Raw genomic sequence first — 25,595 nt, 5'->3', positions numbered from 1 at the left:
CCCACACCTACATATGTATAGAGCGTGTAAATTCAGGGTTTTAGTATTGAATGAGAGTCGCGACCGGTCGACCGATTATCTCGTTGTGATTGACAGAACACAGATTCCGTGCGAAGACGAGGAAAGCGACATCCGATACAAGATGGGCGGGAGGACTCGCGGCACCCGTCAACTAGCGACCCCAGCCAAGGCGGCTGGATCGGATTTCCGAGGTCTGATCGGGAGACGTCCAAGACGGATGGCGTCGAGACATAGTGTTGCACGGCCGGGGAAATCGGGACGTACGCGACCGTGACAGTATCGAGCGTCCACCCCATCCACCGAGATAGCCAGCGACTCCCGTTGCAGCAATCGTGGGTGCGCCTGCCTCCTAGCGTAGTCTTCGACGCGAGATTTGAGCCATTGGTTTTGGCAACTCTCTCGACATATCAACCGGTTCTTGTGAGTTTCCCATCTAGAGCTGATACTAACGAAGATTGAAGTTCGTAGATGTTGCTAGGGGCGGCGTGAACGCAGAGAAGGGCAGCAGAATTAGTTCATGTCGGCCAGCGGGCCGAAGTCGTCGACGGGGAGTACTGAGTAGTCGATTGTGAGCGTGTCCTTCGTCGCTCGAATCTTTCCGACGAACGTCGAGATTTCTTCGAGCGACCCTTCCAACACGAACAGTTCCATGCAATGATGGCCGCCGACGTGGCTATGGAAGTTCGATGCGACGATGTCCTCGTGCTCGTGGCGGAGGTGCATCATTTTCTCCTCGACACTTGTCGTTTCGTAATCGAAAACGACTGTAACGACGCCCATTAACTCTCGGTCTTCGAGTTTCTTGTCCTCGAACTCACCGAGAAGGTTTCGGCTCGCCTCGCGAATTACTTCACTGCGACCAGTATAGCCGTGGTCGTCCGCGAACTGATCGATTCGATTAAGCAATTCCTCCGGCATCGAGACGCTGACCACGCTCATATAACAACATAGGGCGGACAAAATATTAAACATTATCATCCTCAGCTTCGGAAGAACGGTAATTGTGGTCTGCCCGCTCACGATGGAGGGGCACCAACACTCGGTGAAATCGACGCCAAAGGCGAAGAAACGTCGGCGCTCCTCACCGACCGCGTACAGCTCTGTCAGCACTATTTGGGGAACGAGTCGTCCGGGTCGGTTGCAGCGGGAGTTGGTACAATCAAGTCTGTTCGGGATGGGACCGACGACGCGGTCGAGGAGATGAACGCTCCTGACGGCAGAGTGTGTCCGCGTTGCGGACCCGGTCTCACCGAGAGTGGGCCGTCGATGTGCCCACGCCGCGGTGCTCCTCGCTGATGTTTTTGGCCTGCCTAAAATTCGGAACGCTTTTGCGTATTTAGGTGGGCCTAAACCATATGCCAGACGGTTCCAGCGATCACGAGACACCGACGCGACGAGACGCAATCAAGTACGGTGGGGCAGTCATCGGTGGGGGACTGCTCGCTGGCTGTATCGGACAGTCGAACTCTGCGTCACCGTTGACTGAGACAACCGCGAACGACTCGTCAACCGCGACGAAGACCACAGAACCGGAGGTGGAGAGTTATTCGGTGACGATGGCACCAGCCGGTACTATCGAACTCGACGAGGTTCCCAAGAGCGTATTCACCGTTCTCGTTCACCACGCAGACATGGTCGTCGCTCTCGGTCACGGTGATGCCCTCAATGCGATGTACAGCCCGTCCAACTTCGAGGGCAATTACGACAAGCTTCTCGAACGGCTCAATGGAGTCTCGGTCGATTGGTCGAATCTCTACAACTCGTGGAATCCGGACAAGGAAACCCTGTACGAACTCGACAGTGACCTCCACCTAGCCGACCCGGCATACGTCTCGACAATGGATGCGTGGGACACCGCGGATGTCGAGGAAGTCCAAACGGAAATCGCCCCTTGGTTCGGGAACTCCCTCAGTCGGAACCACAGCGAACCGCCGGCAGACTGGGCAGACCAGTACCAGTATTATTCCCTCTGGGATATTTTCGGCAAAGTAGCGCAAGTCTTCCGAGAACAGGAGCGGTACGAAGCGCTCTCCGACGTCAAAACCACTCTCGACTCGACAATCTCGTCGAGTCTCCCAGCAAGCGATAACCGGCCGCAAACGGCGCGAATCATGACGACTCCGGAGCTGGATACCATCTGGACCTTCCACATGAACGGCCCGGGATTCATTCGGTCGCACACGCGTCCGTTCGGCGTCCCCGACGCACTCTCGGATGTGGAAGAGAGCAGCACGATTGACCTGGAGACCCTCGTCGAGACCGATCCGGAAGTCATCCTCGTCGAAAACGCGTTTGCCAGGAGCGACGATTGGCGAGCAGTAAAAAAGGAGTTCCACAACGACCCGGTTGCGGGAGAAATTTCGGCAGTGAAAAACGACCAGGTGTATCCGCTTAGCGCCCGGTACGGCGGCCCAATAATGAACCTCTTCCAGTTAGAGATGGTCTCCAAACAGCTGTATCCGGAGCAGTTCGGTGAGTGGCCTGATTACGACGGTGGTCCGTATCCCGACTTTTCCAAGGAGGAACAACTGTTCGACCGCGAACAGGTCGCGAATATCATCAACGGCGACTTCTAACTGAATTTGACCCCAGGTCCCTCAACGGGTAGAAAGCGGGTCTACCGCAGGTCCGATTCAGTCTCGATGTTGCTGAACGCAAGTCGCGCATCAAAATCAGCCTCCGAGGTTGTTGATCGGTGATAATGCAACAGCCGCACTCACTAGCTCTCGAAGTTCAGGAAGAGCCCTGAAGTCATCAGTAATCAGGAACGGTGCATCCACCTCACGGACCGCGGGCAACTGGCTTCACCATCGTCGATTCGGCTCGTTGCGAACACAGATATCGCCGTCGAGGAGTTCGAACGCCCACGGTTCGAGACGGCCGCCGAATCCGAGCCAGCGTCGTCTTCGAGGTCGCTATCTGAAAGCGGCCCGTACCGTGTCGAGAAGCACGTCGGGCTCGTACTGATGGGTGCTCACCGGCGGCACATCGCCCTCGGCGTCGAACAGTTCGTGAACCGCCATCAGTGCCGAGCGAACCGAGTACTCGACGGTGAACACCACGTCGTCGGGAACCTCGGCGAACTGGCCGAGGAACGCGAGATTGTTCGATCCCGTAGGGACGACCTCGGGGCGGTCACCGGGCGTCCGCGGCATGAACTGACTCGTGATGAACGGCATCATACAGGGGATACAGGTGGCCGTCTCGCGGAGCTCTTCGAGGCGGTCGGTGTAGCCGAGGTGGTGACAGAGCTCCGCCAGAATCTCCTCGCCCGTACAGTCCTCCATCTTCTTGTTCACGTGGTTCCCGCGTTCTTCCGGGAAGAGGCCGTACCCCCAGATGACCTTCACGTCATCCGGCTGGTTCGCGAAGTGGGGCTGGACGGCGGTGACGATGGAGAGCAGCCAGTTCGACTCCGTGAACGTCACGAGCGCGTTCCCCGGCTCTTCGCGGGTGACCTCCACGACGTGTTCGAGGAAGTCCGGCTCGCGGAGTGTGAGCGTGAACGACTCCCACTTCGACTCGGGCACGTGGTCGGCGAACACCGAAGGCCTCCCGAACTCGGGGAAGTCGTCCGCGAGTGCCTTCCAGAGTTCGAACGAGGTGCCGCTGTCGTGCAGGTCGGGGGCCTCGGTCATCGACCCGAGGCTCAGCGCGTCCGTCATCGACCCATTCGTCACGAAGACGACGTCGGTCGGCTCGACGGTGATAGTGCCGGCGGAGCCGTCTTGGTCCTCGTAGCGGATGGTTTCGACCGTCTTGCCCGCGCGGGCCGGGACGATATCGAGGTCGGTGACGGCGTGGCCACCCAAGAAGTCGACGCCGCGTGCCTCCAGCCAGCGGCGGAGCGGTCGTACTACGGAGTCGTACTGGTTGTACTTCGTCCGCGACACGCCGCTCAGCGTGTGGAGTCGGGGAAATTCCCGTGTGAACCGCTGCATGTACCGTCGCATCTCCGCCGCGCTGTGCCACGGCTGGAAGGCGAACGTCGTCGCCCACAGATACCAAAACGTGGTGTCGAAGAAGGTCTCGTCGAACCACTCCTCGATGCGTGTCTCACCGAGCCTCTCCTCGGGAGTGAGAAGGAGGCGGAGCAGCGATAGACGGTGTTGCGTCTCGAACCCGTAGGAGGAGACGTCGAGTATCTCTTGGTCCGCGCCGACGAGGCGGGCCTCGGCGTACGTCTCGTGTTTCTCGTTGAACTCGTCCATCTCACCCTTGATGGTCGCGTCGGGGTCTTCGAGCGACGGAATCGACCGGAAGAGGTTCCACGTACACTCGTAGGTCGGAAAGTTGAACATGCGGCCGCCGGGTAGGACGTAGCCCTCCTCGGGGGTTCCGCGCCCGTCGAGCGCGCCGCCGAACACCTGCCGCTTTTCCAGCACGTGAACGTTCTCGCCCGGTATCTCGGTGTCTCGAAGGAGGAACGCGGCCCCGGCGAGAGACGCGATGCCGCCGCCGACGAAGTAGGCGTCGCGTTCGGCCGCGTCCGCTTCGGTGCCGACCGTATCGGTCACGCGCAGGTCACCCCGTCAACCGTCGTCATGCGGCGGCCTACCCGCCGATTCGGGTGGCGTCCGACGCCGTCAACGGGGAGGTTTCGCACCCGTGATTGTAGCTTCGATGCCATGTCTGTATCCCGGGGGCGTGCGGCGATAAGTACTGACTCTAACCTGTTGTGGTGTTTAAGACGTCTTTTTATCTGAGGCGACAGTGTGCCGGACGAGTCGGTCTTGTGCCCGCCGGAGTCGCTCGGAGACGGACGGGGCGGTGACGCCGAGTTCGGCCCCCAACTCCGCCAGCGAAGTCGTTCGCGGAACGGAGAAGTAACCCGCCTCGTGGGCGGCGAGCAGCGTTTCGCGCTGTTTCGCGGTGAGTCCGTACTCGTTGCTGTCCGAGGGGGCGACGTCGACGACGCGGTCGAGTCGGAACGTGATACCGTTCTCTTCGCAGTCCTTGTTGAACTCGGCGAGCGTCGCTCGGTTGGAGAGCCGCGTCCGCACGTCCCATCCGCTCGGGGTTATCGTCGCTGAAATGGGGGCGGTGTCCAGCCGGATAAACTCCGTGTAGATGGCCGGCGGCCGCTCCGAGAGTTCGACGCGATAGAGACGGCGGTCCACGGTCGACCCGAGCACGCTGTGAGTCGCCACCGACGCGTCCCGTAACGCCGCGTCGACCGAGTCCAACCGGCCGCCATCAGCCCAGAAGATAAGCACCGGTCGGCTCCGCGCGGACGTCAGCGTGTTCTCTACCCGGAGGGTCACGTCCGGTACGGCGGCGGCGACGTCGGTCAGCGGCAACCGCTCCGAGACGAGACGACACTCGACGACGAGGGTCATGGTCAGTGGAAGACGACGGACGAGGTCCCCAAAAGTCCTGAGGTCAGAACGTCTCGGCTCGCTCTGTTTGATGAACCGCGTTGACTTCGTGTCGACATCGATCACCGCCGACGCGTGTGCGACGACACCCATCGCCGGCGCAGAGATAACCTCTCCAAGTACCTCACGAAGCACGGTGCGGAGGGACGTTCTCGATAGTGGATACAGATACCCGGTCGGCTTAGGAGATAAGCTCGACACAGAATGCTTCGGGCGAATTACTAAGTCGGCTCTAGGGCTACGAGACTCATGGCGGATTGGAATGCGGATTTCGGGCCGTTCGATGGACATACTTGGCTGAACTGCGCCCATCAAGGGCCCTTACCGAAGCGAGCCGTCGAGGCAGTTGACGATGCGGTTACATTGAAACGAGCGCCCCATCGGCTCCCAGAACAGGCCTTTCGCGAGGTACCAGCCGGGGTCAAACGGGCACTCGGGACACTCATCAACGCCTCTCCCGACGAAATTATCCTCGGAAACAGCTTCTCGTACGGGCTGCACCTGCTGATTCACGGGCTTGAGTGGAACGAAGGTGATGAAGTAATCCTCGTCGAGGGTGATTTCCCGGCGACAATTCTCCCGTGGCATCTGCTCGAATCCCAGGGGGTCCAACTGCGGTTCGTCGATGCCGAGTGTTCGACACCCTTGACACAGCAGCTCGCCGAGACAGCGACCCCGCGGACGCGCGCCTTCTGTACGACGTGGGTGGACTCGTTCACTGGGCGGCGGCTCGATATCGACGAGATCGGAACCGTCTGTCACGAACACGACGTGCTCTTCGTGCTAAACGGCTCGCAGGGCGTTGGGGCGCGGCCGATTGACGTATCGCGAACACCGGTCGACGTGCTCATCAGTTGTGGCTACAAGTGGCTCTGCGGACCGTACGGCACGGGCTTTACGTGGCTCACACCGGAGGTCCTCGATGCACTTGGTCCAGTGAACGCTTATTGGTTATCGATGCAAGCCGGAACGACGCTGGACGAAATGCAGAATCTGTCGCTTGATACGGAACTCGGTGCGTCCGGATACGACGTCTTTGGAACGGCGAACTTCAACAACTTCATGCCCTGGACTGCGGCGGTCGAGTATTTGACCGGAATCGGCATCGAGCAGATCAGCGCTCATGGCGAGCGACTCGTCGGTCAGCTCATCGAGGGGGCTGAATCGAGTTCGTTCGAGGTTGTAACGCCGGAAGACCCTCAACGGCACGCCAACATCGTCGTACTCAGCCATTCGTCGGAAAGCGTGGCCCGTGAAACCCATCGAGCGCTTGCGGATGCTGGCATCCATACAGCCTTGCGCGAAGGGAATATTCGTGTCAGTCCTCACGTGTACAACACGCACGCCGAAATCGATGGGCTGGTCGAGCGACTGCCGAAATAATCTAGGCTCGCCATGGTGTCGCGCAGATCCGTGGAACTGTCAATTGAGCGCTCGTCACACGGGAGCAATCGAACGATTTCAGTTGGGAATCGCATGCAAGATTCGCGCCCCGAATCAGCACAACGTACAGTATTGGCCCGCGGCCGACACGGTATGCCGCCGAGTGACCGGATTGGTATCGCTTATGTAGCGTGCTCAGCACCGAACGGTATGCACCTTGAGACGAGTTCCTGGACGGACGTCAAAGACGCGGCACCGACGGTAGCGCTGCTCCCCGTTGGAAGCACGGAACAACACGGGCCACACGCACCCGTCGGTACGGATACGATTATCGCACAGGAACTGGCGAGCGAGGCTGGCCGGCGCAGTGATCTCAACTCGGTCGTCCTGCCGACGATTCCAGTCGGCATCGCACCGTATCATAGTCACTTTCCGGGGACGCTATCGGTCTCCGCGGAAACGCTTCGGCGGTACAGCTATGAGATTCTCACTTCGTTGTCGGACTCGAGCGTGGAGACGGTCGTGTTCGTCAATGGCCACGGTGGAAACAGTGAGACGCTCCGAAACCTAACGCGTACCGTTGCCGACGACTCGACGGTTGACCTCGAAGTGTTCCTCTGGGAGTGGATGAGCGCCGTTGACGACCACGTCAACCACGCCGGTGAACTCGAGACATCCATGCTCCTTCACATCTGTCCCGACGAGGTCGGCAGCCCAACCGACGGCGACGCCGCAACCTGGGACGACACGGTCGATGGTGGCGTCGTCAATCGGTTCACAGAAGAGTTCAGCAAGAACGGTGCAGTCGGGGATGCGACGTCTGCGTCCGCCGAGCAGGGCGAACAGTTGTTCGAAACGGCCACCGACGCACTCTGTTCGTTTCTGCGTCGGGTCGATGACCTCTGAGTGCCCTCGGTCGAGCCGAGTGGAACCGATTCACTGGAGGCCAACGTTCAGAGAACGAGTGCGACTGAGTTAGCGAGCGTGGTGACGGTCGCCCTCCTGTGAACCGACGGTGAGTATCGTTACACGCCCGAAAATGTCAAAAATTCAGTATCGTTTTGTACCCGCCGTCGCGTACCCGGGTGACTTCGAACTGAGCACGCTGAGGGCGAACTAGCGATACTCGGCGTAACTGTCCGAAGCAGAAACGGTCCCGCGGTAGGTATTATTCTAACCCGTCTCAGATGTTTCCGTGGACGATTTCTGCGACGCGTTCACGGTCGAATAGCGTCACGTTCTCGAACGAGTCCGGGTAGATATCTTTCGCCGCCCGGTCGGTATGGTAGAAGTTGATGATTGGCCCTTGGTCAAGGTAACCGGCACTGTAAACCGCGTCGTCCTCAACCGCCTGCACGCTATGGGACCCCGCTTGGTCTTGGAGTGGTTCGACGACTTCCTTCTGGAACGTTGACTCGGACGCCCCGCCATAGTTTCGCACCAGCAGTACCTCGGGGTCGATTTCGATCAGGGCTTCGATATCGAGCGTCCCCCTGTCAGAGAAACTGTAATGACCGACATCCGTCGCCGCAAGCGCATCGGTCAGCCCGAGGTCACGCCACTGCTTGGTGCTGACTCCCCCGTCATCAAACCGGAACGGGTAGAACTGGAAGCCCGCTCCGTCGGCCGGATATACCAGTAAGGCGGTTGGACGCTGGTCGGCTGGCGGCAAGTGCTCATCGACCAACGCAAGCATCTCCTCGTGGAGTTCGACGAATGCCTGGTATCGGTCCTGTGCCTGAAAGACCTCAGCCATCAGTCCGAAGGCCTCGTACAAGGTGTAGTAACGGTAATCGTGCCAGTCGTCGCTGTGGCGGCGGATAAAGTTGCCAAAGAACGGGCCGACGTTGTCCGCAATCTCATCGACGTCAGACTGATCCCAGCCGTACCAGAGTCGCAGTATATGGGGGTCTATGAAATGAACGTCCGCGTTCATCTCATAGAACAGTTCCTTACTCACACCGTCGGCAACCAGTTCCACGGTGTCATCTGCGTCGAAGTCTATCCCGGGAAGCTCTTCGAAGGCCTCGCTCGCAAAACGGTCGTGGTTCTGAATACCAAGCGTCTGTCCACCACCGAGTGCGAACGCCATATCCGCAAAAGTGGGTAGTAATGCGGTCCACCGCTCGGGCGGGCCGTCGAACGCAACCTCACCCATTGGTTCGATTGTGACAGTGTACGGCTCATCTGACCCGGTCGCCGTATCCGTCTCCGAGACCGTCTCCGAAACAGCCGTCTGCGTCGATGACGTACGCGACTTCGGAGACGAACTGCTTGGCTCGGAAGTACCAGAACAGCCTGCAAGGAGCCCGCTTCCCGCGATTGTTCCGCCGTACTTCAGACAGCCACGCCGTGTCAGTGTCTTGCTGTTTTCGGAATCGTCCACCATATTATTTAGGCCAGCCTAAACATACAAAACAGTTCCGAACGTTAGGCCAGTCAGATATTCAGGAACGTCAAAGCAACCACCGGGGGCGACTGGCTTAGCGTATTCGTTTTCGCAGAGAACAGCCGTCCGCAAACGCGACCCGGTTCACGCGTTCACGTCGCTTCGAAATCCACCAGAAAGCACTCGTCGAGCAGGTCGGTGAATGTGAGCCCAACGTGACTCAACGACCTGCTCGGTCCTCAAACTGCGACTATCGTTAAGTACCTTCTCAGCACACGTCTAAGCGGGATAGACATGAGCGAGCTAGTGGACGAAGTGGTCGTCTTGTACGTCGACGACGACGAGGATTTCACCGAACTGACGGCGGCGTTCCTCGAACGGGAATGCGACCGGTTTCGCGTCGAGACGGCCACGTCCGTCGCCGAGGGACTCAATCGCGCGGGGGATTCGACGTTCGATTGTGTCGTCTCGGACTACGACATGCCCGAGCGCGACGGGTTAGACTTTCTCGAAGCCCTCCGCGAGGACGCACCCGACCTCCCGTTTATTCTCTTTACCGGCGAAGGAAGCGAGGAGGTCGCCAGCGATGCCATCTCCGCGGGCGTCACCGACTATCTCCAGAAAGAACAGGGAACCAGCCAGTACACCGTGCTCGCGAACCGTATCGAAAACGCAGTCGAGCGGCACCGCTCGCAACGCGCGCTCGAAGCGAGCGAACAGCGCCTCTCGTTGTTCATCGAACAGTCACCGCTCGGCGTCCTCGAATACGACAGCGACTTCCAGATCATCGGGCTCAACGAGCGCGGCGAGGAGATTCTGGGCTACACTGAGGAAGAACTCCGCGGCCACAGTTGGGAGGTCATCGTCGCGGACGACAGCTACGACAACGTCGACGCCGTCACGGACCAGCTCGCGGTCGCGGAGGGCGGCTACCACAGCATCGACGAGAACGTCCGGAAAGACGGCGAACACATCCGCTGTGAGTGGCACAATCGAGTCATCACCGACGACGACGGCGAGGTCGTCGGCATCATCTCGCTGTTCCAAGACGTGACCGAACGCGTCCGCCGCGAGAACGAACTCGAACGGACCAACGCGCTGCTCTCGACGCTCATCCGGTCGCTCCCGGTCGGCGTCCTCGCCGAGAACAGCGACCGGACCGTCCTCGCGATTAACGACCGACTGCTCGAACTGTTCGGCATCTCGGAACCGTCGACGGAACTCATCGGCGCTGACTGCCGAGAGTTGGCACGGAAGACCAGCGAACTCGTGGTCGATTCGGAGGGCTTCGTCGAGCGCGTCGACGAACTAATCGCCGGGACAGAGTCGGTCCACAACGAGTCAGTCGCCCTGACGAACGGTCGGACGCTCAACCGAAGCTACGAACCGATCGAACTCCCCGACGGGACCGGCCATCTCTGGATGTATCGCGACACGACCGAGCAACGCGAGCGAGAACAGCAGCTTCAGCGCCAAAACGAGCGACTGAGCGAGTTTGCGAGCGTCGTCAGCCACGACCTCAGAAACCCGCTGAACGTCGCCGCGGGGAACGTGGAACTGGCTCGTGAAGACCACGAGAGCGACCAGCTCGCGACTGCCGCTCGGGCGCTGGCCCGTATCGACGACCTCATCGACGACCTGCTCACGCTCGCCCGGAAAGGCGACAACGTCGGTGAACGAGAACCGGTGTCGCTGGGGACGCTCGTCACCGACTGCTGGGGGACCATCGAAACGGGTGACGCCGAACTCCAAACCGACCTGACGGCGACGGTCGTCGCCGACCGGAGTCGGCTCCAACAGCTCATCGAGAACCTCGTCAGAAACAGCATCGAACACGGTGGGGGCGGCGTGGTGGTCACGGTTGGCGACCTCCCCGACGGGTTCTACGTCGAGGACGACGGGGTCGGCATCGCGGCCGACCGACGCGACAGCGTCTTCCAAGCCGGACAGACGACGTCACGGACGGGCACCGGGTTCGGGCTCGCTATCGTGAAGCAGGTCGCGGAGGCCCACGGCTGGACGGTCAGCGTCACCGAGTCAGACGGTGGTGGCGCGCGGTTCGAGATTACGGGCGTCACGTTCGCTGCGGCCGACAGGTGAACGGCGGCGGCTGTCGTCCGAGGCGCGGGAGCGAACGCGGGAGCGAGTTTCGGTCGGCACGGCCGTGACGGACGACCGCTCGTCGGTCACGCCGGACGCGGAGTTCAGTACGGCGCGCCGCAGCTCGGACACATCGGCGGCGCACCCTCGGGGAGGTCGATACCGCAGTGGGGACAGACACCCTCTGCGTCGGGAGACGTTATCTCGGTGACTGCGTCCGCGGTCGTGTTTCGAACACCGGCGAGCGTGCCGACGTCCTCGACCGTCGACGCCGCAGCCGCGGTATCGCCCTCCATCGACGCCCGAAGAAACCCGACTCGTTCGGCGACGAACGCGGCCGCCTCGTCGGACTCCGCACCGAGCGCCGAGTCCGGAACCGCCACCGATTCACCGTGGTCACGGCGGTCGCCGCGCTCACCGGCCAACAGCCCGAGCGCCTCGGCGGCGCGGCCCCGGACGAAGGCGTTCTCGTCGACGAGCCGAGCAGAGAGCGCCCCGCGAACCGCCGCGAGCGAGTCGGGCGAATCGCAGCCGACGCCCGCAATCGCCGTACAGAGATGGTACCGGACGAGTTCGTCCCCGTCGTCGAGATGTTCGGCGAGCGCCGAGACGCGGTGGCGAAGCCGCCCGGGGTCGCCGAGCGCGACGCATTCGAGCGCCTTCGCCAGCTTCTGTTTCACCTCGGGTTCGTCGAACGAGAGGCCGACGCGGAGGTCCGCGAGCACCGCCGGCGAGGCGACCGCGTCGGGGTGGTCGAGCGCGACGTAGCCCAGCGCCTCGGCCGACCGCGCGCGGACGTAGTAGAACTCGTCTTCGTCGGCGAGGCGCTCGGCGAGCGCCGAAACCGCGGGCGCGACCGCGTCGGGGTCGGCCTCCGCGACCGCGACGAGCGCCTTCGCGGTCAGCAGTCGAACGGCGCGCTCGTCGTCGGTGAGAAACGGCGTGACGGCGGGGAGAAACGACTCGAACGCAGTCGGGCGGTCGTCCGCGAGACGTCGAAGCTCTCGGAGCGCCCGCTTTCGGTCTTCCGGCGACGCCGTCAGGAGTTCCCCGAGAGAGTCGCTCACCTCATCGTCAGTTCGGGTTTCGGCTGCTTCGACGAGGCGCTCCAGCGGAGACGCGCGGCGTGTGTCGTCCATCGGTTCGTGTCCCTCGTTGACGGGGTATCCCCTCGGCACAGCAATAAGTTGGTGGGGAGCGCGTCGTCGAATCGGAGACTCGGGGACGCGGAGTCAGTCCAGCGGGAACCGCGCGGCTTCGCCGTCGTCCACGTACGAGACAAACACCGACGCCGACTCGACGCGGAACGAGAGTCGACTGGCCGATTCCGGTTCGTACGACCACCGCGACGCGCCGGTGTCTCGGGCCAGCACCTCGAAGCCGCGGTCCCAGACGGCGACGACGCGAGAGTCAGTGACGCCGAATGAGTCGACGGACGGGAGTCCGGTCACGGTCTGCCACCGCCGCATCCCGTCGAGGCCGAAGCAGTCGATTTGGCCGAGAACCCCGCCGTCGGGGTCGTCGACGCGGGTCCCGACGAACACCGCGTCGTCCGTGGCCTCGACCGCCCGAATCTGGTAGCCGGTGGGGTTCGCCCACCGTTTCTCGCCGGTCTCGCGGTCGAACGCGAGCAGTTCCTGCCGCCCGTCCCCCCGGCGGATGAGGTACGCCTGCGACCCGAGCACCATCGTCCATCCCACGTCGCCGATGGGGACGCGCCACCGAGCGCTCCCGTCTGACGGCTCGTAGGCTGCCAGCGTCCCGTCTCTCGCGGCGACGACGAGTCGAGAGTCCGCGACCACGTTGGAATACCACCGTCGGGGCTCAGTTCGCCACCGGACGCTCCCGTCCGCCGGCGAAAGCGAGACGACGCGCGAGTCGCTCCCGCCCACCGGCACGGGAACCACGAGCGAGTCGTCGGTGACGCCGTTGAGGGAGTGCGAGGAAACAGCCCGGTCGAAGCGTCGGTCACCGGTCTGGGGGTCGTAGCCCGTGAGCGTGTTCTCGGGGGGCGCGAAGTCGAGTTCAGCGACGAGCGAGTCGGTGCGGACGAGTCGCGCCCGGCGCGCCGTGCCCTCGTCGCGCCACAGTTCGTCGCCCGCCGCATCGACGGCGTAGAGGTCGCCGTCGGTGCTGTGGACGTGGTACGGACCGCCGGACGAAGGGGTGACAGGTCGCGTCTCTATCGGGCCGCCCGTTTCGAACCGGACGGCGGTCGACCCGTCTTCGCGCCGCAGGCCGTACAGCGCCTTGTCCTGCATCCCGACGAGAACCAGTTCGTCGGTGGTGGCGGGCGGACCGGCCATGTACGCACCGTCGATGTCGCGTCGCCAGACGGGCCGTCTCCCGCCGAGTCCGGGAATCGAACCGCAGCCGGCGACCGCGAGCGAACCGACGGCCGCGAGCCCGCCGAGCACCGCGCGGCGGGAGACGTGTCGGTTCCGATTCCCGGCCGAACCCGACCGTTCCGGCGGCTCACTCGGCATCGAGCACCTCCGGGGCGAGGCGAGCGAGTTGCCATTCCTGTCCGACGTAGACGCCACCGCCCGCGGCGACAGCCCAGTTCACTCTGCCGCCATCGGGAGTTCGCTCGAACAGCTGTTCGTCGACGAGCGTCCCGTCGGTCGCGTGGACGTACAGCGCGGTCGGGTCGAACGGGACGGTCCCGCTGTGCCCCCGGACGAGAATGTCCGACCCCACGACGGTCACCAGTCGGTCGTCGACGCGGGTCGGCCCACGGGTCACGGGGGCGGCGAGCTCGTCCCGCCACAGTCGGGTGCCGGACGCGGCGTCGAAGGCGTACAGGAAGTAGTCCGCGCCGCCGACGTACACGCGGCCGTCGGCGACGAGCGGCCGGGAGAACACGGTGTTTTGGAGCGGCGCGCGCCACCGAACCTCGCCGGTCGCCGCGTCGAGCGCCAGCAGTTCCTCGGTCGCGCTCCCGACGAAGACGGTGTCGCCGGCGACCGTCACCGACGACGGCGACGGACCCGCGTCGACGCGCCACGATTCGGAGCCGTCAGTCGCGAACCGGCGAAGCGTCCCGTCGAGGACGGGCGCGACGACGCCGGCTTGGGAGCCGTCTCCGGGGGGTACGGGAGCGGGCGCGCCGGCGAGCGACGCCGGCAGGTCGGCGCGGAAGCGTCGGTCGCCCTCCTCGCGGGACAGCCCGAGCAGTCGGTCCACAACGTCGTGTTCCACGCCCGAGATGGGGACGACGACGGTGTCGCCGGCGACGGCCGGCGGGTACTGAACGACGCCCGGGTCGGGTCTATCGACGCCCGTCAGTTCGGTGGACCACGCTCGCTCGCCCGCCTCGTAGTCGACCGCCGTGGCCCGCTCCGCCCTCGAAAACAGGTAGGCGTGGCGGTCGTCGAAGCCGAGGGGCGACCGGCGGCCTTTGCCACCGGTCACCGCCCAGCGCTCCTCGCCGGTCGCGGGGTCGAGAGCGGACACCATCGGGTCGTCACGAAACTGGCTCTCAGTCCCGACGAGCAGGGGGCCGGACGGCGGCCGAACGGCGCGGGTCGGAGTCCGCACGTCCACCGTCCACGCGGTCGGCATCGGAAGCGAGTCGTCGCGGCCCGTAAGACTCGTACAGCCGGCGAGACCGGCGGCGAGCGCTGGAATCGTCTTCAGCGCGTCGCGTCTCGAATAGGAGGGCATCGCGGGGACGTGTGTGCCGATTGATAATACTCCTGTTGGTTCCGACGGCGGCGCGACCAGCCGCGGTCGGCGGGTCTCCGAGCGGGGAGCCACGAAGGTTTTTATCCCGCGCCGAGACGGCGGGCGTATGCTCTCCAGACGAGAGGTACTGGCCGCGGGCGGAGCCGCGCTCGTGAGCGGGGTCGCTGGCTGCGGCGGTTCGTCGCCGGCCCCGGACGCGACGTTCGACGCGCCGACGACGGCGTGGCCGACCGCCGGCTACGACCCGCAGGCGACGGGTCGCGCCCCCGACGGCCCGACCGAAGGAACCGTCTCGTGGAGCGTCTCGCGGAGTTCCGCCGACCCACCGCTCTACGGCGCGCTGTCCCCGCCGGTCGTCGCTGACGGCACGGTCTACGTCACTGGGGTCGCCACCCACTATTACAGGCCGGACGACTTCGTGAGCCCGCTGGCCGCAATCGACGCCGCGTCCGGGTCGGTCCGGTGGGTCGAAGGCTTCGCGGACGGGCTCGGCGGCGGCCCCGCGGTCGTCGACGACGACTCAGGAACCGTCGTCATCGGCGGGTACGACGGCGCGCTCCACGCCGTCGGGAGCGACGGGGGGAGCGAATGGACCGCGGACCTCGGCGGCCGACTCGGTACGCCGACGGCGTACGGGGACCGGCTGTACGTCGAAAGCGGGAGCGGTCGCCTGCACGCCGTCGGAAGCGACGGGAGCCGGCTGTGGACCGCCGACCGACCGGGGCCGGCAGAGCGCCTCCTCGGTCCGGACGAACCGGTCGAAACCACGATGCCCGTCGCCGACGACCGCGGCGTCTACGCCGCCTTCACGCCGTTCGACCGGGGGCGCGAGGCGGTCGTCGTTCTCGGCTACGACCACGGCGGCGGGCGGCGCTGGCGGACGGTGCTCGACGGACGATACGGCCGGTCACCCAACGGCCTCGCCGTCACCGACGACGCGCTGTACGCGACCGTCGGCGGAACCGTCTACGCGCTGGACCCCGACACCGGCGAGCAGCGGTGGCAGTTCGTGACCGGCTCGGCGGCGGCAGGCCCGCCGACGGTCGACGACGAACGAGTCTACGTCGGCGCGAAGAACCTCTACGCGCTCTCGCGGAGCGAGGGCGTCGAACGGTGGCGCGTGGTGAACGAAGCGCCGCCGAGCTACGACCGCGACCCGACGGCGCTCCCGTATCTCGCTCGTCCACCCGTCGCCGACGGGCGAGTCTACATCCGAACCGGAGCAGTCTCCGCCGCCGACGGGACGCGGCTGTGGGGCGGCGACGCCGACGAATGGCTTCAGAGCGGGAACTACTTCGCCGAGCCGTACTACGGCCGACCGGTGGCGTCGCCGGTCGTCACCGGGGACGCGATGTATCTGACCCACGCGCACCGCGGGGTGGTGAAGGTCGCATGACCGACGCGGGCAAGCGACCGACCCGACGACGGCTCTTGGCGAGTCTCGGGGCGACCGCCGCCATCGGCGCAACGGGCTGTCTCGGAACGCGGTCGGAGCACAACCCGACGAACGGAGAGTGCCCCGAGTACGACCCCGTCGAACCGGCGACGACGGACTGGCGCGGCGTGCTGGGTCCGGCGACGAACACCGGAGCCGTCGCGGCCGAGGCCGTCCCCGAGGGCGACCTCGCGATAGACTGGACGGTGCCCGTCGAGACCTACGTCGGCCACCACGTCCCGGTCGTCGCCGACGATACCGTCTACGTCCACGACATGGACGACGAACTCTCCGCGGTCGACGCCGAGACCGGCGAGCGGATGTGGACCAGACCGCTCACCGACCCCGAACCCGCGCCCGCAGTCGGCGGCGGGACGCTCGTCGTCGTGACTAACGCCGCGACCCACGCGTTCGACGCGGCGACGGGCGACCGGCGCTGGAAGCGAGAAGACCTCGACGGCGGCATCTTCGGCGCGAGCCCCATCGTCGCGGGCGACACCGTCTACGTCCAATCGGGCGTGGCGACCCACGCGGTGGCGCGTTCGACCGGCGAGACTCGCTGGCGGGCCGCGACCGGGTTCCCCTCCGACTCGACGCCCGCGGTCGACGGCGACACGGTCTACGCCGCCGGCGACGACACCTACGTCCGGGCGCTGGATACGGCCGACGGGACGGAGCGCTGGCGCGCGAAGACGAGCGCCCGAATCGACTGTAACGTCTCGGTCGTCGAGGGGACCGTCCTCGTCGGGACCGGGGCGGGAACGGTGCTCGGATTCGACGCCGAGACCGGCGAGGAGCGCTGGCGCTACCGGCTCGAACCGCGGCGGGCAGGGGGCGAACGCCGACCGAGGCAGCCCGAGACCATCGCGACCGACGGCAGTCGGGTGTACGTCGCGGCCGACGACCGACTGGTCACGCTCGCGCTGGCTGACGGGACCCGCTGTTGGGACAACCGGAGCTACGCCGGGAGCTACGCGAGCGGTATCGCCGTCGGTGCGGGAACGGTGTTCGTCCCGACGCGGGATGACAGCGGCGGCGCGATGACCGTCCTCGACGCCGCCACCGGGAATACGCGACAGGAATTGGCCGGAGACGAGCGCCAACGCTTCGACATCGGACCGAGCGTCGCCGGGGACGGCGTCTACTTCGCCGGCCGGAGCGCCGTCGTTCGGCTGAGTTAGGGCGTTCGTCGCCGGACGCGACTCGGCCGGTTGGGTGGTCGGGCGGTCCGTTCCGCGGTTCGTCAGTTCGGAAGCGGCGGCCACGTCGTCGCGACCGTCTCGGCGATGAGCCGGGTCTGCGCCCGCCGGAGTCGCTCGGAGGCCGAGGACGCGGTGATGCCGAGTTCGTCGGCGACCTCCCGCAGGGTGGCCCCGCGAGGGATGTCGAAGTAGCCCAGTTCGTACGCCGTCCGGAGCGCCTCGTTCTGTCGGTCGGTGAGTCCCTCGCCCGGCGGTTCGGGGTCGCCGTCGCGGGCGAGTCGTCGGAGTTCGAAACCGGCGTTCCGCCGCCAGAACGACGCGAATCGCCCGAATTCGTCGCGGTCTGCGAACCAACCGGTCTGCCGCCAGCCCGCCGGCCGGACCTCGATGCGCTCGATGATGGCGTCGGCGGTGGCGAGGGCCTCCAGTCCGGCGAGGTCGTCGAGGCTGTCTCCGAGCTGTTCTTCGAAGCTCCGCGCCGGAGCAGCCTGATACCGGCGCGTCTCGCCCGACTCACCGATTCGCGTCCAGTCGGCCACGTCGAAGGCGTCGTCCATGGCGCTTTCGAGCGCCCGCGCCTCTCCACCGGTGGCCGTCACGATGAACATCGGCCGCTCGCCGTGGTTGTACTGGAGTTCCAGCGCGAGCGTCGCCTCCGGAACCGCCGCCGCGACCCCGGTCAGCGGGAGCGCGTCGCAGTCGATGTCGAACTCGGCGATGAGCCCCATACGTCCGCTCTCTCGGCGGTCGGTCATGGGCGTGTCGAAGCGGCCGAGGCGGTCTCCGTCTTCGGCCCCCATGTAAACGGCCGCACGGCTGAGAGTGCGACTTAGCCGACGCCGGCGACAAGCGAGGGTGCGATGCAACCGATTCGATTCGAACCCGGAGCCGAACCGTCCGACGAACGATTCGGAGACGACACGCCGCTTCTGTGCTGTCACGGCGGGATGGCACCGCCGGCGTTCTGGGACCCGGTCGTCCCGCACCTCGGGGACTACGAGGTCGTCGTCCCGGAGCGCCCCGGGTTCGGCACCTGTCTGGACGACGCCGAGACGACGCCCGCCGAGGCGGTGCTGGAGCGCGAGGTCGAGTGCGTCCGCGAACTCGTCGACGGGATTCGCGCGGCGACCGGGCGCGACCCGGTGCTGTTCGGTCACTCCTACGGCGCGCTCACCGCCCTCGAAGCGGCGACCGACGCGCGGGTGGCCGCCGTCGCCGCCTACGAACCGGCGGTACTCCCGGAAGCGAACCGAACCGAGGCGAACCTCTCGGAGCGCATGGCCGCGCTCGTGGAGGCGGGACAGCGGCGCGAGGCGGTCAAACGCTACGTCGAGCAGGTGCTCAACCCCGACGGCATCGACGACCTCGACGCGTGGCTCGACGAATGGCCCGTCTGGCCCGACTGCGTCGCCCTCGCCGAGGAGGTCGTCCGGATGAACCGCGCGGTCGAGCAGTACCGGCTTCCGGCCCGCTTGGACGTGGACGCGCCCGCCGCGGTCTTGGCCGGCACCGACGGTCCCGACTTCCTCCGCGAGAGCGCCCGAAACGTCCACGACGCCCTTCCGACCAGTCGGTTCGTCGAGTTCGACGCGCTCGGCCACGGCGGCCCCGGCGACGACCCCGAGCGGGTCGCGGCCGCGGTCGACGCGTTCCTTCGTGACCGAGCCGGTCTCCCGTGAAAGCGCCGATTACACGGGTACACGCGTAATCGCGGTCTCGGCAACACGGGCCGCCTCCCGTTCGTCAACGACCGAGTTGTGGGTCGGAGACCGGGGACGGGAGGGACGACCTGTCAACCCAACATTCTTTGTGCGGTACCGCGACGTGGGCGGTATGGCAGCCCTCCAATCCATCGGCACAGCCGCCGGCTCTCTCAGACGGAACCCGATACTGTTCGTCGTCGCCATGGCGTTCAGCCTCGTCCAACTCCCGTCGCTGTTCGCACAGGCGGTCGGCCCGCTCGTCGGCGGCATCGTCTCGCTGGTCTTCAGCGGGGTCACGGTATTCGTCATCCCGTTTTTCCTCGGCGGGGTCCTCGGCATGGCCAACGAAGCTATCGACGGTCGCACCTCGCTCGGCACGCTCGTCAGCGAGGGGAAGTCGCACTACGTCTCGCTGCTCGTCGTCTACTTCAGCCTGCTCGTCGTCAACCTCGTGTTGTCGTTCGTCGGCGGCTTCGCCGCGGTGTTCGTCGGCCTCGCCGTCCTCGGGAGCGGAATCGAGTTGGGCACGGTCGGGCTCGCGATTCTGGCCATCGTCGTCCTCGCCGTCGTGCTCACCTACCTCGCCGTGGCGTTCGTCGTGCAGTTCTTCGGCCACGCCATCGTCATCGACGACCTCGGCGCGGTCGACGGCGTCAAGCGGAGCGTCGCCTGCGTCAGAAACAACCTCGTATCGGTCTTCGGCTACTCGGTCATCGTCGGCCTCGGCGGCCTCGTCGCCGGCGTGTTCGGCGGCGTGGCCTCGCTCCTCCTCACCCCGTCGCTCCGGCATCAGGGGACCGCGGTGGCCGGCGCGGGAAGCGGTGCGCCCGCCGCGTCGGCGTTTTCGAGCCTCCCGGCAATCGGCGTCGTCGGCATGGTCGCCGTCGCGGTCGGACTCGTGCTCGTCAGCGGCCTCATCGGCGGCTTCTTCGCCGCGTACTCGACCGCGTTCTACCGGTCGATTCGCCCGACGAACCCCGAGACGACGACTCCCTGAGACGGCGGGCGAATCGACGCGTTTCTGTTGCCCGTGTGTCAAGCCGCAACCATTACGCGTCCGGAGAGTGAATCGAGGCTCGTCCCATGCCCTCCACGAACGCGGACGCCGCGGTCGAAGCGACCGACCTCAGAAAGGCCTACGGCTCCGAGGTCGCGCTCGACGGCGTCTCGCTGTCGATTCCGAGCGGAACGGTGTACGGCTTTCTCGGGCCGAACGGCGCAGGGAAGACGACGACGATGCGCATCCTGACGGGGCTGTCACAGCCCACCTCGGGGTCGGTCCGCATCTGCGGCCTCGACGTGGGCGACCGCGGGAAACTCGCGCCGCACGTCGGCTACCTCCCGGAGACGCCGCCGCTGTACGACGAGTTCAGCGCCCGCGAGCAGCTCGACTACGTCGCTGACCTCCGCGACATCCCGTCGGAGACCGCCGAGGCGCGCATCGACGACCTCCTCGACCAGTTCGACCTCGTCGGCGACGCGAACAAGCGCATCGGCACGTACTCCAAGGGGATGAAACAGAAGACCGCGTTCATCCAGAGCGTGCTCCACGACCCGGACGTGCTGTTTCTCGACGAGCCGACCTCGGGACTCGACCCCCGCGCGGCGCGGCAGATTCGGACCTCCATCGGCGACGTGGCCGACTCGGGGGCGACCGTCTTCCTCTCGACGCACATCCTGCCCGTGGTCGAGGCCGTCGCCGACGAGGTCGGCGTCCTGTTCGACGGCCGCGTCGTCGCCGAAGGGACGCCCGACGAGGTGAAATCGCGCGCCCAGACGGGCGGCGAAGGCTCGCTCGAAGACGCGTTCCTCGCGGTCACGAGCGACGAACCGCAGCTGTCGGGTGCCACCGACGAATGAGCCTCCGACGAGACGTTCGCCGCGGCCTCCGAATCGGGCGCGCCGAGTTCGTTCGGAGTATCCGGGGGTACACCTCCGAGACGCGCCGAGTCGTCGGCCTCTTGTTGCTCCTGTTGTTCTTCGGGGGCAGCCTCCTGTTTTCGCTCCCGGCCGTCTACGTCGCCGGTCGGAGCGCGCAGTCCGTGACCGAGATTCCCCTCTTCGGCCTCGTCGCCACCGCGGTGCCCGTGGTGCTCACGCTCCTCGCGACGTTCCGAACGCTCGAACGAATCGGCCGCGTCGAACACGAGTCGCTCGTGCTGACCACGGTCCACCCGCGGGCCGTCGTCATCGGACTCATCACGGCCGAAATCGCCCGAATCGCCCTCTGGTTCGGACTCCCGATTGCGGTCGTCGCCGCGACGTTCACGGCCGGGCTCGGCGCGCCGTCGCTGCTGCTCACGACGACTGTCGTCGTCGTCCCGCTCGCGTGCTGTACGACCGTCTGGGGCTACGCCGCCGGCGTTGCCGTGCTCCGCGGCTTCAAGCGTCTGCCCGGCGTCCGGCGCGTTCTCAAGGTCGTCGGCTTCGTCGCGATGGCCGCGTTCGTCCTCGTCTCGCAGGCGTTCGGCCGGTTGCTGGGCGATGGGTCGCTTCCGGTTGACACGCTGGCGGCGACGCTGACGTTCGGTCCGCTCACCGACTACCTCGCGCTCGCATTCGTCGGCACCCCGCTCGCCCGACCGTTCTCGGCGGCCGCCGTCGCCACCTTCCCAGCCATCGCCGCGCTCACGCCTCTCGGCCTCGTCGTCGCCACCCGGCAGGCGAGCGCGCTCTGGTTCACCGACCGCGCGCCCGGGGGCGACCGAGGCTCGGCGGCGAGCCCGAAGGCTGACGGGTCTGCCGGCGGCTTCTCGACGCCGAAGCCGCTCGCTGGGACGAACGGCGGCAACGTCGCGTGGGGCCTGCTCGTCCGCGGCGTCCGCCACCCCCAGCAGTTCACGCACCTCGTCATGCTGGTGTTCTTCCTCGGCCCGCTCGGGACGACCATCGTCCAGTCCTCGGCCGACGGCCTCGGACCGATACTCGCCGCGAGCGGGGCCGGCCTCGGAACCTATCTCGCGGGCGCGACGTTCGGCCTCAACCCCGTCGGCGACGACCGCCCGCAGTTCCCGATGTTGCTGTTGACCGCCACCGCGCCGCGAACGCTGGTCCGCGGGCGCGTCCTCGCCGGTGTGCTTCTCGGCGCTCCGGTCGCGGCGGCGCTCCCGCTGGTGACCGTCGCCCTCGGTACGTCGCCGCTGTCCGCGGTCGGCTTCGCGCTCGTCGGCGTGTGCATGTGCCTCGCCGCCGCGACCTTCTCGGTCGGCATCGGCGCGGCCTACCCGATATACGAGGAACGCGAGTTCTGGGGCGCGACCACGGTCGTCCCCTCGACGCTCGTGCTGATGGCGTTCATGTTCGTCGTCGGCCCCGGAACCGTCATCGGCCTCGTCGCGACGTGGTTCGGCGTCACCGGGCACCTCGCTCCGACGCCGCTTCTCGCCGCCGGAGTCGGGCTGTACCTCCTGGTGACCGTCGGCGTCTCCTACGGCTCGTACCGCTACGCGATTCGACGATACCGGACGTACACGTTCGACTGACGGGAGGTGGCATCGTCGGTCGGCGCGAAACGCAATCGGCGGCGACGAGTGGGCGTCAGTCCGTCACGCGGAACACGCCGGGGTTCCGACCCATCCCGGCGAAGTAGAGTTCAGACCCGCGGACCGACAGGCCGCCCGACGGTCGGGCGTCGAGCGCCGTCGACCACAGGTTCTCACCGGACGCCGCCGAAACCGCGTAGAGACGGTCGTCGCTCCCCACGAAGCGGGTGTCGCCGGCGACGACCGGCGGTCGGGCGAACGTATCCGCATCGAGCGACAGCGTCCACTTCGTCGCGCCGTCGGCGGCGTCGAACGCGGCGAGGCTCCCCCGCGAGGTCTGGGCGTGGACCGTGTCGCCCGCGACGGCGGTCCGCGGACTGCCGTTCTCCGGGAGCGGAATCGACGCCTGCCACTGCGTCGACCCGTCTTCGAGGGCGAGAGCGAACACGTTCCCGCGGTGGGCGTTGTAGTATAGGTGAGAGCCGCCCACCGCGAGCGGGACGCCGCTCTGCGGGAGGTCCTCGCGCCGCCATCGCTCCTCGCCGGTGGCGGCATCGAGCGCGGCGACGCCGGTCTGTTCGTGGTCAGCGCCGATTGGCGTGTAGACGACGCCGTCGCGGGCGACGAGTCCGGGATACGCCTCGCCGGCGTCGTAGCACCATTGCTCCGCCCCAGTCTCGGGGTCTCGCCCGAAGACGGGCGCGCTCCCGCCGTCGACGAGCGTCTCCGCGGCGAGCACCGGCGCGTTTTCGGGGGTCCCGTAGCCGCCCTCGGTCGTCCGCCAGCACCGCTCGCCGGTCCGGGCGTCGTAAGCCGCGACGAACTCGGCGGTCGAGACGAACATCGCGTCGCCGGCGAGCGTGGGCGTGGACTTGCCGTGCGCGTAGTCGACGGTCCACGCGTCGTCGGACTCGGCGGGGGCGGTTTCGGAATCGAGGTCGAGCGCGCGGTAGACGCCGTCCTCGCCGTCGCCGTCGCTGTGGCCGAGCACGCCGCGCCCGTCGGCGAGGGCGACCGACGTGGCGAGCGCGGCGTCGCCCGACGCGATTCGTTCGACGCTCGCGTCAGCCGAGGGGCCGGAGTCGGTCGTGTAACCGGTGTTGGCGAAGTCGTGCTGGGCGGTCGGCCACGCGCCCGTCACGTCGCCGACGGGCGCGTCGCGCCGGTAGTCTCGCTCAAGGTCGAGGGCACCGAGCGCGCGGCCGACACAGCCAGAGAGCGACGCCAGAGCGGTCGCCCCGCCGGCCGCGAGAACGGCTCTGCGCGTGTGCATGTTGGAGGGCATACATATCTGGCTCGTGTCGCGACCGTACTAACAGTTCCCCTCGAAGCGGCGGGGGCGGCCGGGGCGGCCGGGGAGCGGCGGAGGCAGTAACCGCGAGGGCAACTCGCCCTACCGATTCTCCACGAGCGCGTCGACCGGGTTGTCGAGGGCGAAATCGACGCTCTCGGACGGGTCGTCGGTCCGCGCTTCGAGGTCCGAGACGACCGATTCGGCCCGGTGGCGGAACGCGCGGAGCGTCTGTCGCCCCTCCTCCGTGAGTTCGAGATAGCGGCGAGTACCGCGCTGGGTGACCGTGACGTAGCCCTGATGTTCGAGCGTCGCGGTGACGCGGTTGTCGAGGACGTTGTAGTCGCCGGTGACGGGGTCGTAGTCGTCGGCCTCGCCGTCGACGCGGCCGCGCATGAACTCGAGGCCGTAGCGAGCCGCCTCGGTGATGAGCGTCTTCTTTTTCGCGTGCTTGGCGTCGGTGTCGTGGGCCTCGATGATGGCGAGCGCGGCGACCTGGTCGGGAGACGGCGAGTCGATTTGGTAGGTCGTCAGGAGCGACGCCTGCGCGAAGCCCTCCGTGACCGGCGCGTCGAGGCCGTGCGGCCGGACCTCGGGGTCGACGACGTACGGTTCGGCGTCGGTGTGTTCGTCCATGCAGGCCATCGTCGCGCCGACGGCCGCGCGCTTGGTGCCGGCGGTGACGTTGACGCGGACGAAGTCGTCGGGGTGCCAGTCGGCGATGGTCGTAATCGCGCCCATCACCTCGTACATATCGAAGAGGTCCAAGTATTCGACGTCGGGCGGAGAACCGACTACGTCGGCGATGCGGTCGACGACCGCCTCGTGGTAGGTCGGGCGCTCGACCGCGGAGTCCTCGTGTTCGAGGAGGTAGACCTTGTCCGGTCGGTCGTCCTCGATGGGGCCGACGATGCGGTCGTGTTCGCGCCACAGGGGGACGATGTGAACGCGGAGGTGTCGTTTCATCTGTCACTCTCGGCCACGACCCCCCGGGTCGAAAGTCATTCGATTGGGTAATTCGCCCGGAGGCGAACGAGAGAACGCCCGTAACCCCGAACTTCCGGAGAATACACGCTATTCACGCTACTTACGTAAGTAACGGTAGTAACCGAGGAACCGCCAATATAGGATGTCGACTACGAATAGTTGCCGCCGGCCGCGCCCTCCAACGCACCGGCGGTTGCGACCCGCCGACGGCGGCGCGACCAGCGGTCCCCGGTCGCGTCTCCGCGGCGGAACCCGCGTCGGCGGACAACCCCCGGAACCCTCGTTCGGTGCGCTCGGGGCGTCGGCCAGTCCGCCGACACACGCCCTCGCCCTCCGGCCCCCCTCGCTTCGGCCCTCCACCACCGGCCGACGCCCCGACAGCGCCGTCTTTTCTTTCTCCGAACTGCCTCACGCCAGCCGACGGACGCGACGCTCTCGACTCACGGCAGGCGTGGGAAAAAGCGACCGAGCGTCCGCACCGCGACGCGCTCGGTCCGATTCAGTTCGATTCAGTTCGATTCAGTCCGGGCCGGCTCG

The 25,595-nt window shown here is 66.1% G+C and carries 20 protein-coding genes; 10 read left to right on the top strand and 10 right to left on the bottom strand.

Annotated features, from left to right (window positions below):
• Positions 1 to 531: 531 nt before the first annotated feature.
• Positions 532 to 960, bottom strand: a complete 429-nt coding sequence (nikR, locus tag E4P24_RS18780) for a nickel-responsive transcriptional regulator NikR (protein WP_004041006.1) — start codon at positions 958 to 960, stop codon at positions 532 to 534.
• 596 nt (positions 961 to 1,556) lie between these two features.
• Here nikR and E4P24_RS18775 point away from each other — a divergent pair.
• A complete protein-coding gene (locus tag E4P24_RS18775) occupies positions 1,557 to 2,597 on the top strand; it encodes an ABC transporter substrate-binding protein (protein WP_188149057.1) in 1,041 nt (346 codons plus the stop codon).
• Positions 2,598 to 2,936: 339 nt separating this feature from the next.
• On the opposite strand, the gene E4P24_RS18770 is transcribed toward E4P24_RS18775, so the two are convergent.
• Both E4P24_RS18770 and E4P24_RS18765 read right to left on the bottom strand, forming a co-directional pair.
• A complete protein-coding gene (locus E4P24_RS18770) occupies positions 2,937 to 4,538 on the bottom strand; it encodes an oleate hydratase (protein ID WP_188149031.1) in 1,602 nt (533 codons plus the stop codon).
• A gap of 168 nt (positions 4,539 to 4,706) precedes the next feature.
• The gene (locus tag E4P24_RS18765) at positions 4,707 to 5,534 is read right to left on the bottom strand and encodes a helix-turn-helix domain-containing protein (RefSeq protein ID WP_345776381.1); all 828 of its coding nucleotides are present in this window, start codon (positions 5,532 to 5,534) and stop codon (positions 4,707 to 4,709) included.
• Positions 5,535 to 5,648: 114 nt separating this feature from the next.
• Between E4P24_RS18765 and E4P24_RS18760 the strand changes: the two genes are divergently transcribed.
• Both E4P24_RS18760 and E4P24_RS18755 read left to right on the top strand, forming a co-directional pair.
• Positions 5,649 to 6,782: an aminotransferase class V-fold PLP-dependent enzyme gene (locus E4P24_RS18760; RefSeq protein ID WP_115861548.1), complete on the top strand. Its 1,134-nt coding sequence runs from the start codon at positions 5,649 to 5,651 to the stop codon at positions 6,780 to 6,782.
• A 210-nt stretch (positions 6,783 to 6,992) separates the two neighbouring features.
• Complete coding sequence (locus E4P24_RS18755; protein ID WP_188149030.1) at positions 6,993 to 7,688, top strand: creatininase family protein; 696 nt, start codon at positions 6,993 to 6,995, stop codon at positions 7,686 to 7,688.
• 277 nt (positions 7,689 to 7,965) lie between these two features.
• Here the strand turns inward: E4P24_RS18755 and E4P24_RS18750 are convergent, their stop codons facing one another.
• Entirely contained in the window at positions 7,966 to 8,940 is a 975-nt protein-coding gene (locus E4P24_RS18750) for an ABC transporter substrate-binding protein (RefSeq protein WP_115803532.1), read from the bottom strand.
• A gap of 525 nt (positions 8,941 to 9,465) precedes the next feature.
• Between E4P24_RS18750 and E4P24_RS18745 the strand changes: the two genes are divergently transcribed.
• Positions 9,466 to 11,271, top strand: a complete 1,806-nt coding sequence (locus E4P24_RS18745; RefSeq protein WP_188149029.1) for a PAS domain S-box protein — start codon at positions 9,466 to 9,468, stop codon at positions 11,269 to 11,271.
• Positions 11,272 to 11,375: 104 nt separating this feature from the next.
• Here the strand turns inward: E4P24_RS18745 and E4P24_RS18740 are convergent, their stop codons facing one another.
• From E4P24_RS18740 to E4P24_RS18730, 3 genes are all read right to left on the bottom strand, one after another.
• Positions 11,376 to 12,410, bottom strand: coding sequence for a HEAT repeat domain-containing protein (locus E4P24_RS18740; protein WP_188149028.1), 1,035 nt, complete (start codon positions 12,408 to 12,410; stop codon positions 11,376 to 11,378).
• Positions 12,411 to 12,503: 93 nt separating this feature from the next.
• Entirely contained in the window at positions 12,504 to 13,757 is a 1,254-nt protein-coding gene (locus E4P24_RS18735) for a PQQ-binding-like beta-propeller repeat protein (protein ID WP_188149027.1), read from the bottom strand.
• Positions 13,747 to 14,937: a PQQ-binding-like beta-propeller repeat protein gene (locus E4P24_RS18730; protein ID WP_115861538.1), complete on the bottom strand. Its 1,191-nt coding sequence runs from the start codon at positions 14,935 to 14,937 to the stop codon at positions 13,747 to 13,749. The genes E4P24_RS18735 and E4P24_RS18730 overlap by 11 nt, the downstream gene beginning before the upstream one ends.
• A gap of 127 nt (positions 14,938 to 15,064) precedes the next feature.
• Between E4P24_RS18730 and E4P24_RS18725 the strand changes: the two genes are divergently transcribed.
• Complete coding sequence (locus E4P24_RS18725; RefSeq protein ID WP_115803537.1) at positions 15,065 to 16,354, top strand: PQQ-like beta-propeller repeat protein; 1,290 nt, start codon at positions 15,065 to 15,067, stop codon at positions 16,352 to 16,354.
• Positions 16,351 to 17,574, top strand: coding sequence for a PQQ-binding-like beta-propeller repeat protein (locus E4P24_RS18720; RefSeq protein WP_115803538.1), 1,224 nt, complete (start codon positions 16,351 to 16,353; stop codon positions 17,572 to 17,574). The genes E4P24_RS18725 and E4P24_RS18720 overlap by 4 nt, the downstream gene beginning before the upstream one ends.
• A gap of 62 nt (positions 17,575 to 17,636) precedes the next feature.
• Here E4P24_RS18720 and E4P24_RS18715 read toward each other — a convergent pair whose 3' ends face one another.
• Positions 17,637 to 18,395, bottom strand: a complete 759-nt coding sequence (locus E4P24_RS18715) for a helix-turn-helix domain-containing protein (protein ID WP_188149026.1) — start codon at positions 18,393 to 18,395, stop codon at positions 17,637 to 17,639.
• Positions 18,396 to 18,455: 60 nt separating this feature from the next.
• Between E4P24_RS18715 and E4P24_RS18710 the strand changes: the two genes are divergently transcribed.
• The 4 genes from E4P24_RS18710 to E4P24_RS18695 all read left to right on the top strand — a co-directional run bounded on the left by E4P24_RS18710 (position 18,456) and on the right by E4P24_RS18695 (position 22,780).
• Positions 18,456 to 19,274 (top strand): alpha/beta fold hydrolase, encoded by an 819-nt coding sequence (locus E4P24_RS18710; RefSeq protein ID WP_188149025.1) that lies wholly within the window; start codon positions 18,456 to 18,458, stop codon positions 19,272 to 19,274.
• Between the two features lie 154 nt (positions 19,275 to 19,428).
• Positions 19,429 to 20,295, top strand: a complete 867-nt coding sequence (locus tag E4P24_RS18705; RefSeq protein WP_188149024.1) for a hypothetical protein — start codon at positions 19,429 to 19,431, stop codon at positions 20,293 to 20,295.
• Positions 20,296 to 20,381: 86 nt separating this feature from the next.
• Positions 20,382 to 21,158 carry an ABC transporter ATP-binding protein gene (locus E4P24_RS18700; protein ID WP_006599969.1) on the top strand — a complete coding sequence of 259 codons (777 nt, stop codon included), beginning with the start codon at positions 20,382 to 20,384 and terminating at the stop codon, positions 21,156 to 21,158.
• The gene (locus E4P24_RS18695) at positions 21,155 to 22,780 is read left to right on the top strand and encodes a hypothetical protein (protein ID WP_188149023.1); all 1,626 of its coding nucleotides are present in this window, start codon (positions 21,155 to 21,157) and stop codon (positions 22,778 to 22,780) included. The genes E4P24_RS18700 and E4P24_RS18695 overlap by 4 nt, the downstream gene beginning before the upstream one ends.
• 55 nt (positions 22,781 to 22,835) lie before the next feature.
• On the opposite strand, the gene E4P24_RS18690 is transcribed toward E4P24_RS18695, so the two are convergent.
• Together E4P24_RS18690 and E4P24_RS18685 are read right to left on the bottom strand one after the other, a co-directional pair.
• On the bottom strand, positions 22,836 to 24,065 hold the full coding sequence (locus E4P24_RS18690; RefSeq protein ID WP_188149022.1) for a PQQ-binding-like beta-propeller repeat protein: 1,230 nt from the start codon (positions 24,063 to 24,065) through the stop codon (positions 22,836 to 22,838).
• A gap of 108 nt (positions 24,066 to 24,173) precedes the next feature.
• Positions 24,174 to 25,037, bottom strand: coding sequence for a DUF6293 family protein (locus E4P24_RS18685; protein ID WP_008610322.1), 864 nt, complete (start codon positions 25,035 to 25,037; stop codon positions 24,174 to 24,176).
• Positions 25,038 to 25,595 lie beyond the last annotated feature (558 nt).

The sequence above is a fragment of the Haloferax sp. AS1 genome (genome assembly GCF_014530665.1).
GTDB classification, from domain to species: domain Archaea; phylum Halobacteriota; class Halobacteria; order Halobacteriales; family Haloferacaceae; genus Haloferax; species Haloferax volcanii.
This window is presented reverse-complemented; position numbering and strand designations above follow the sequence as displayed.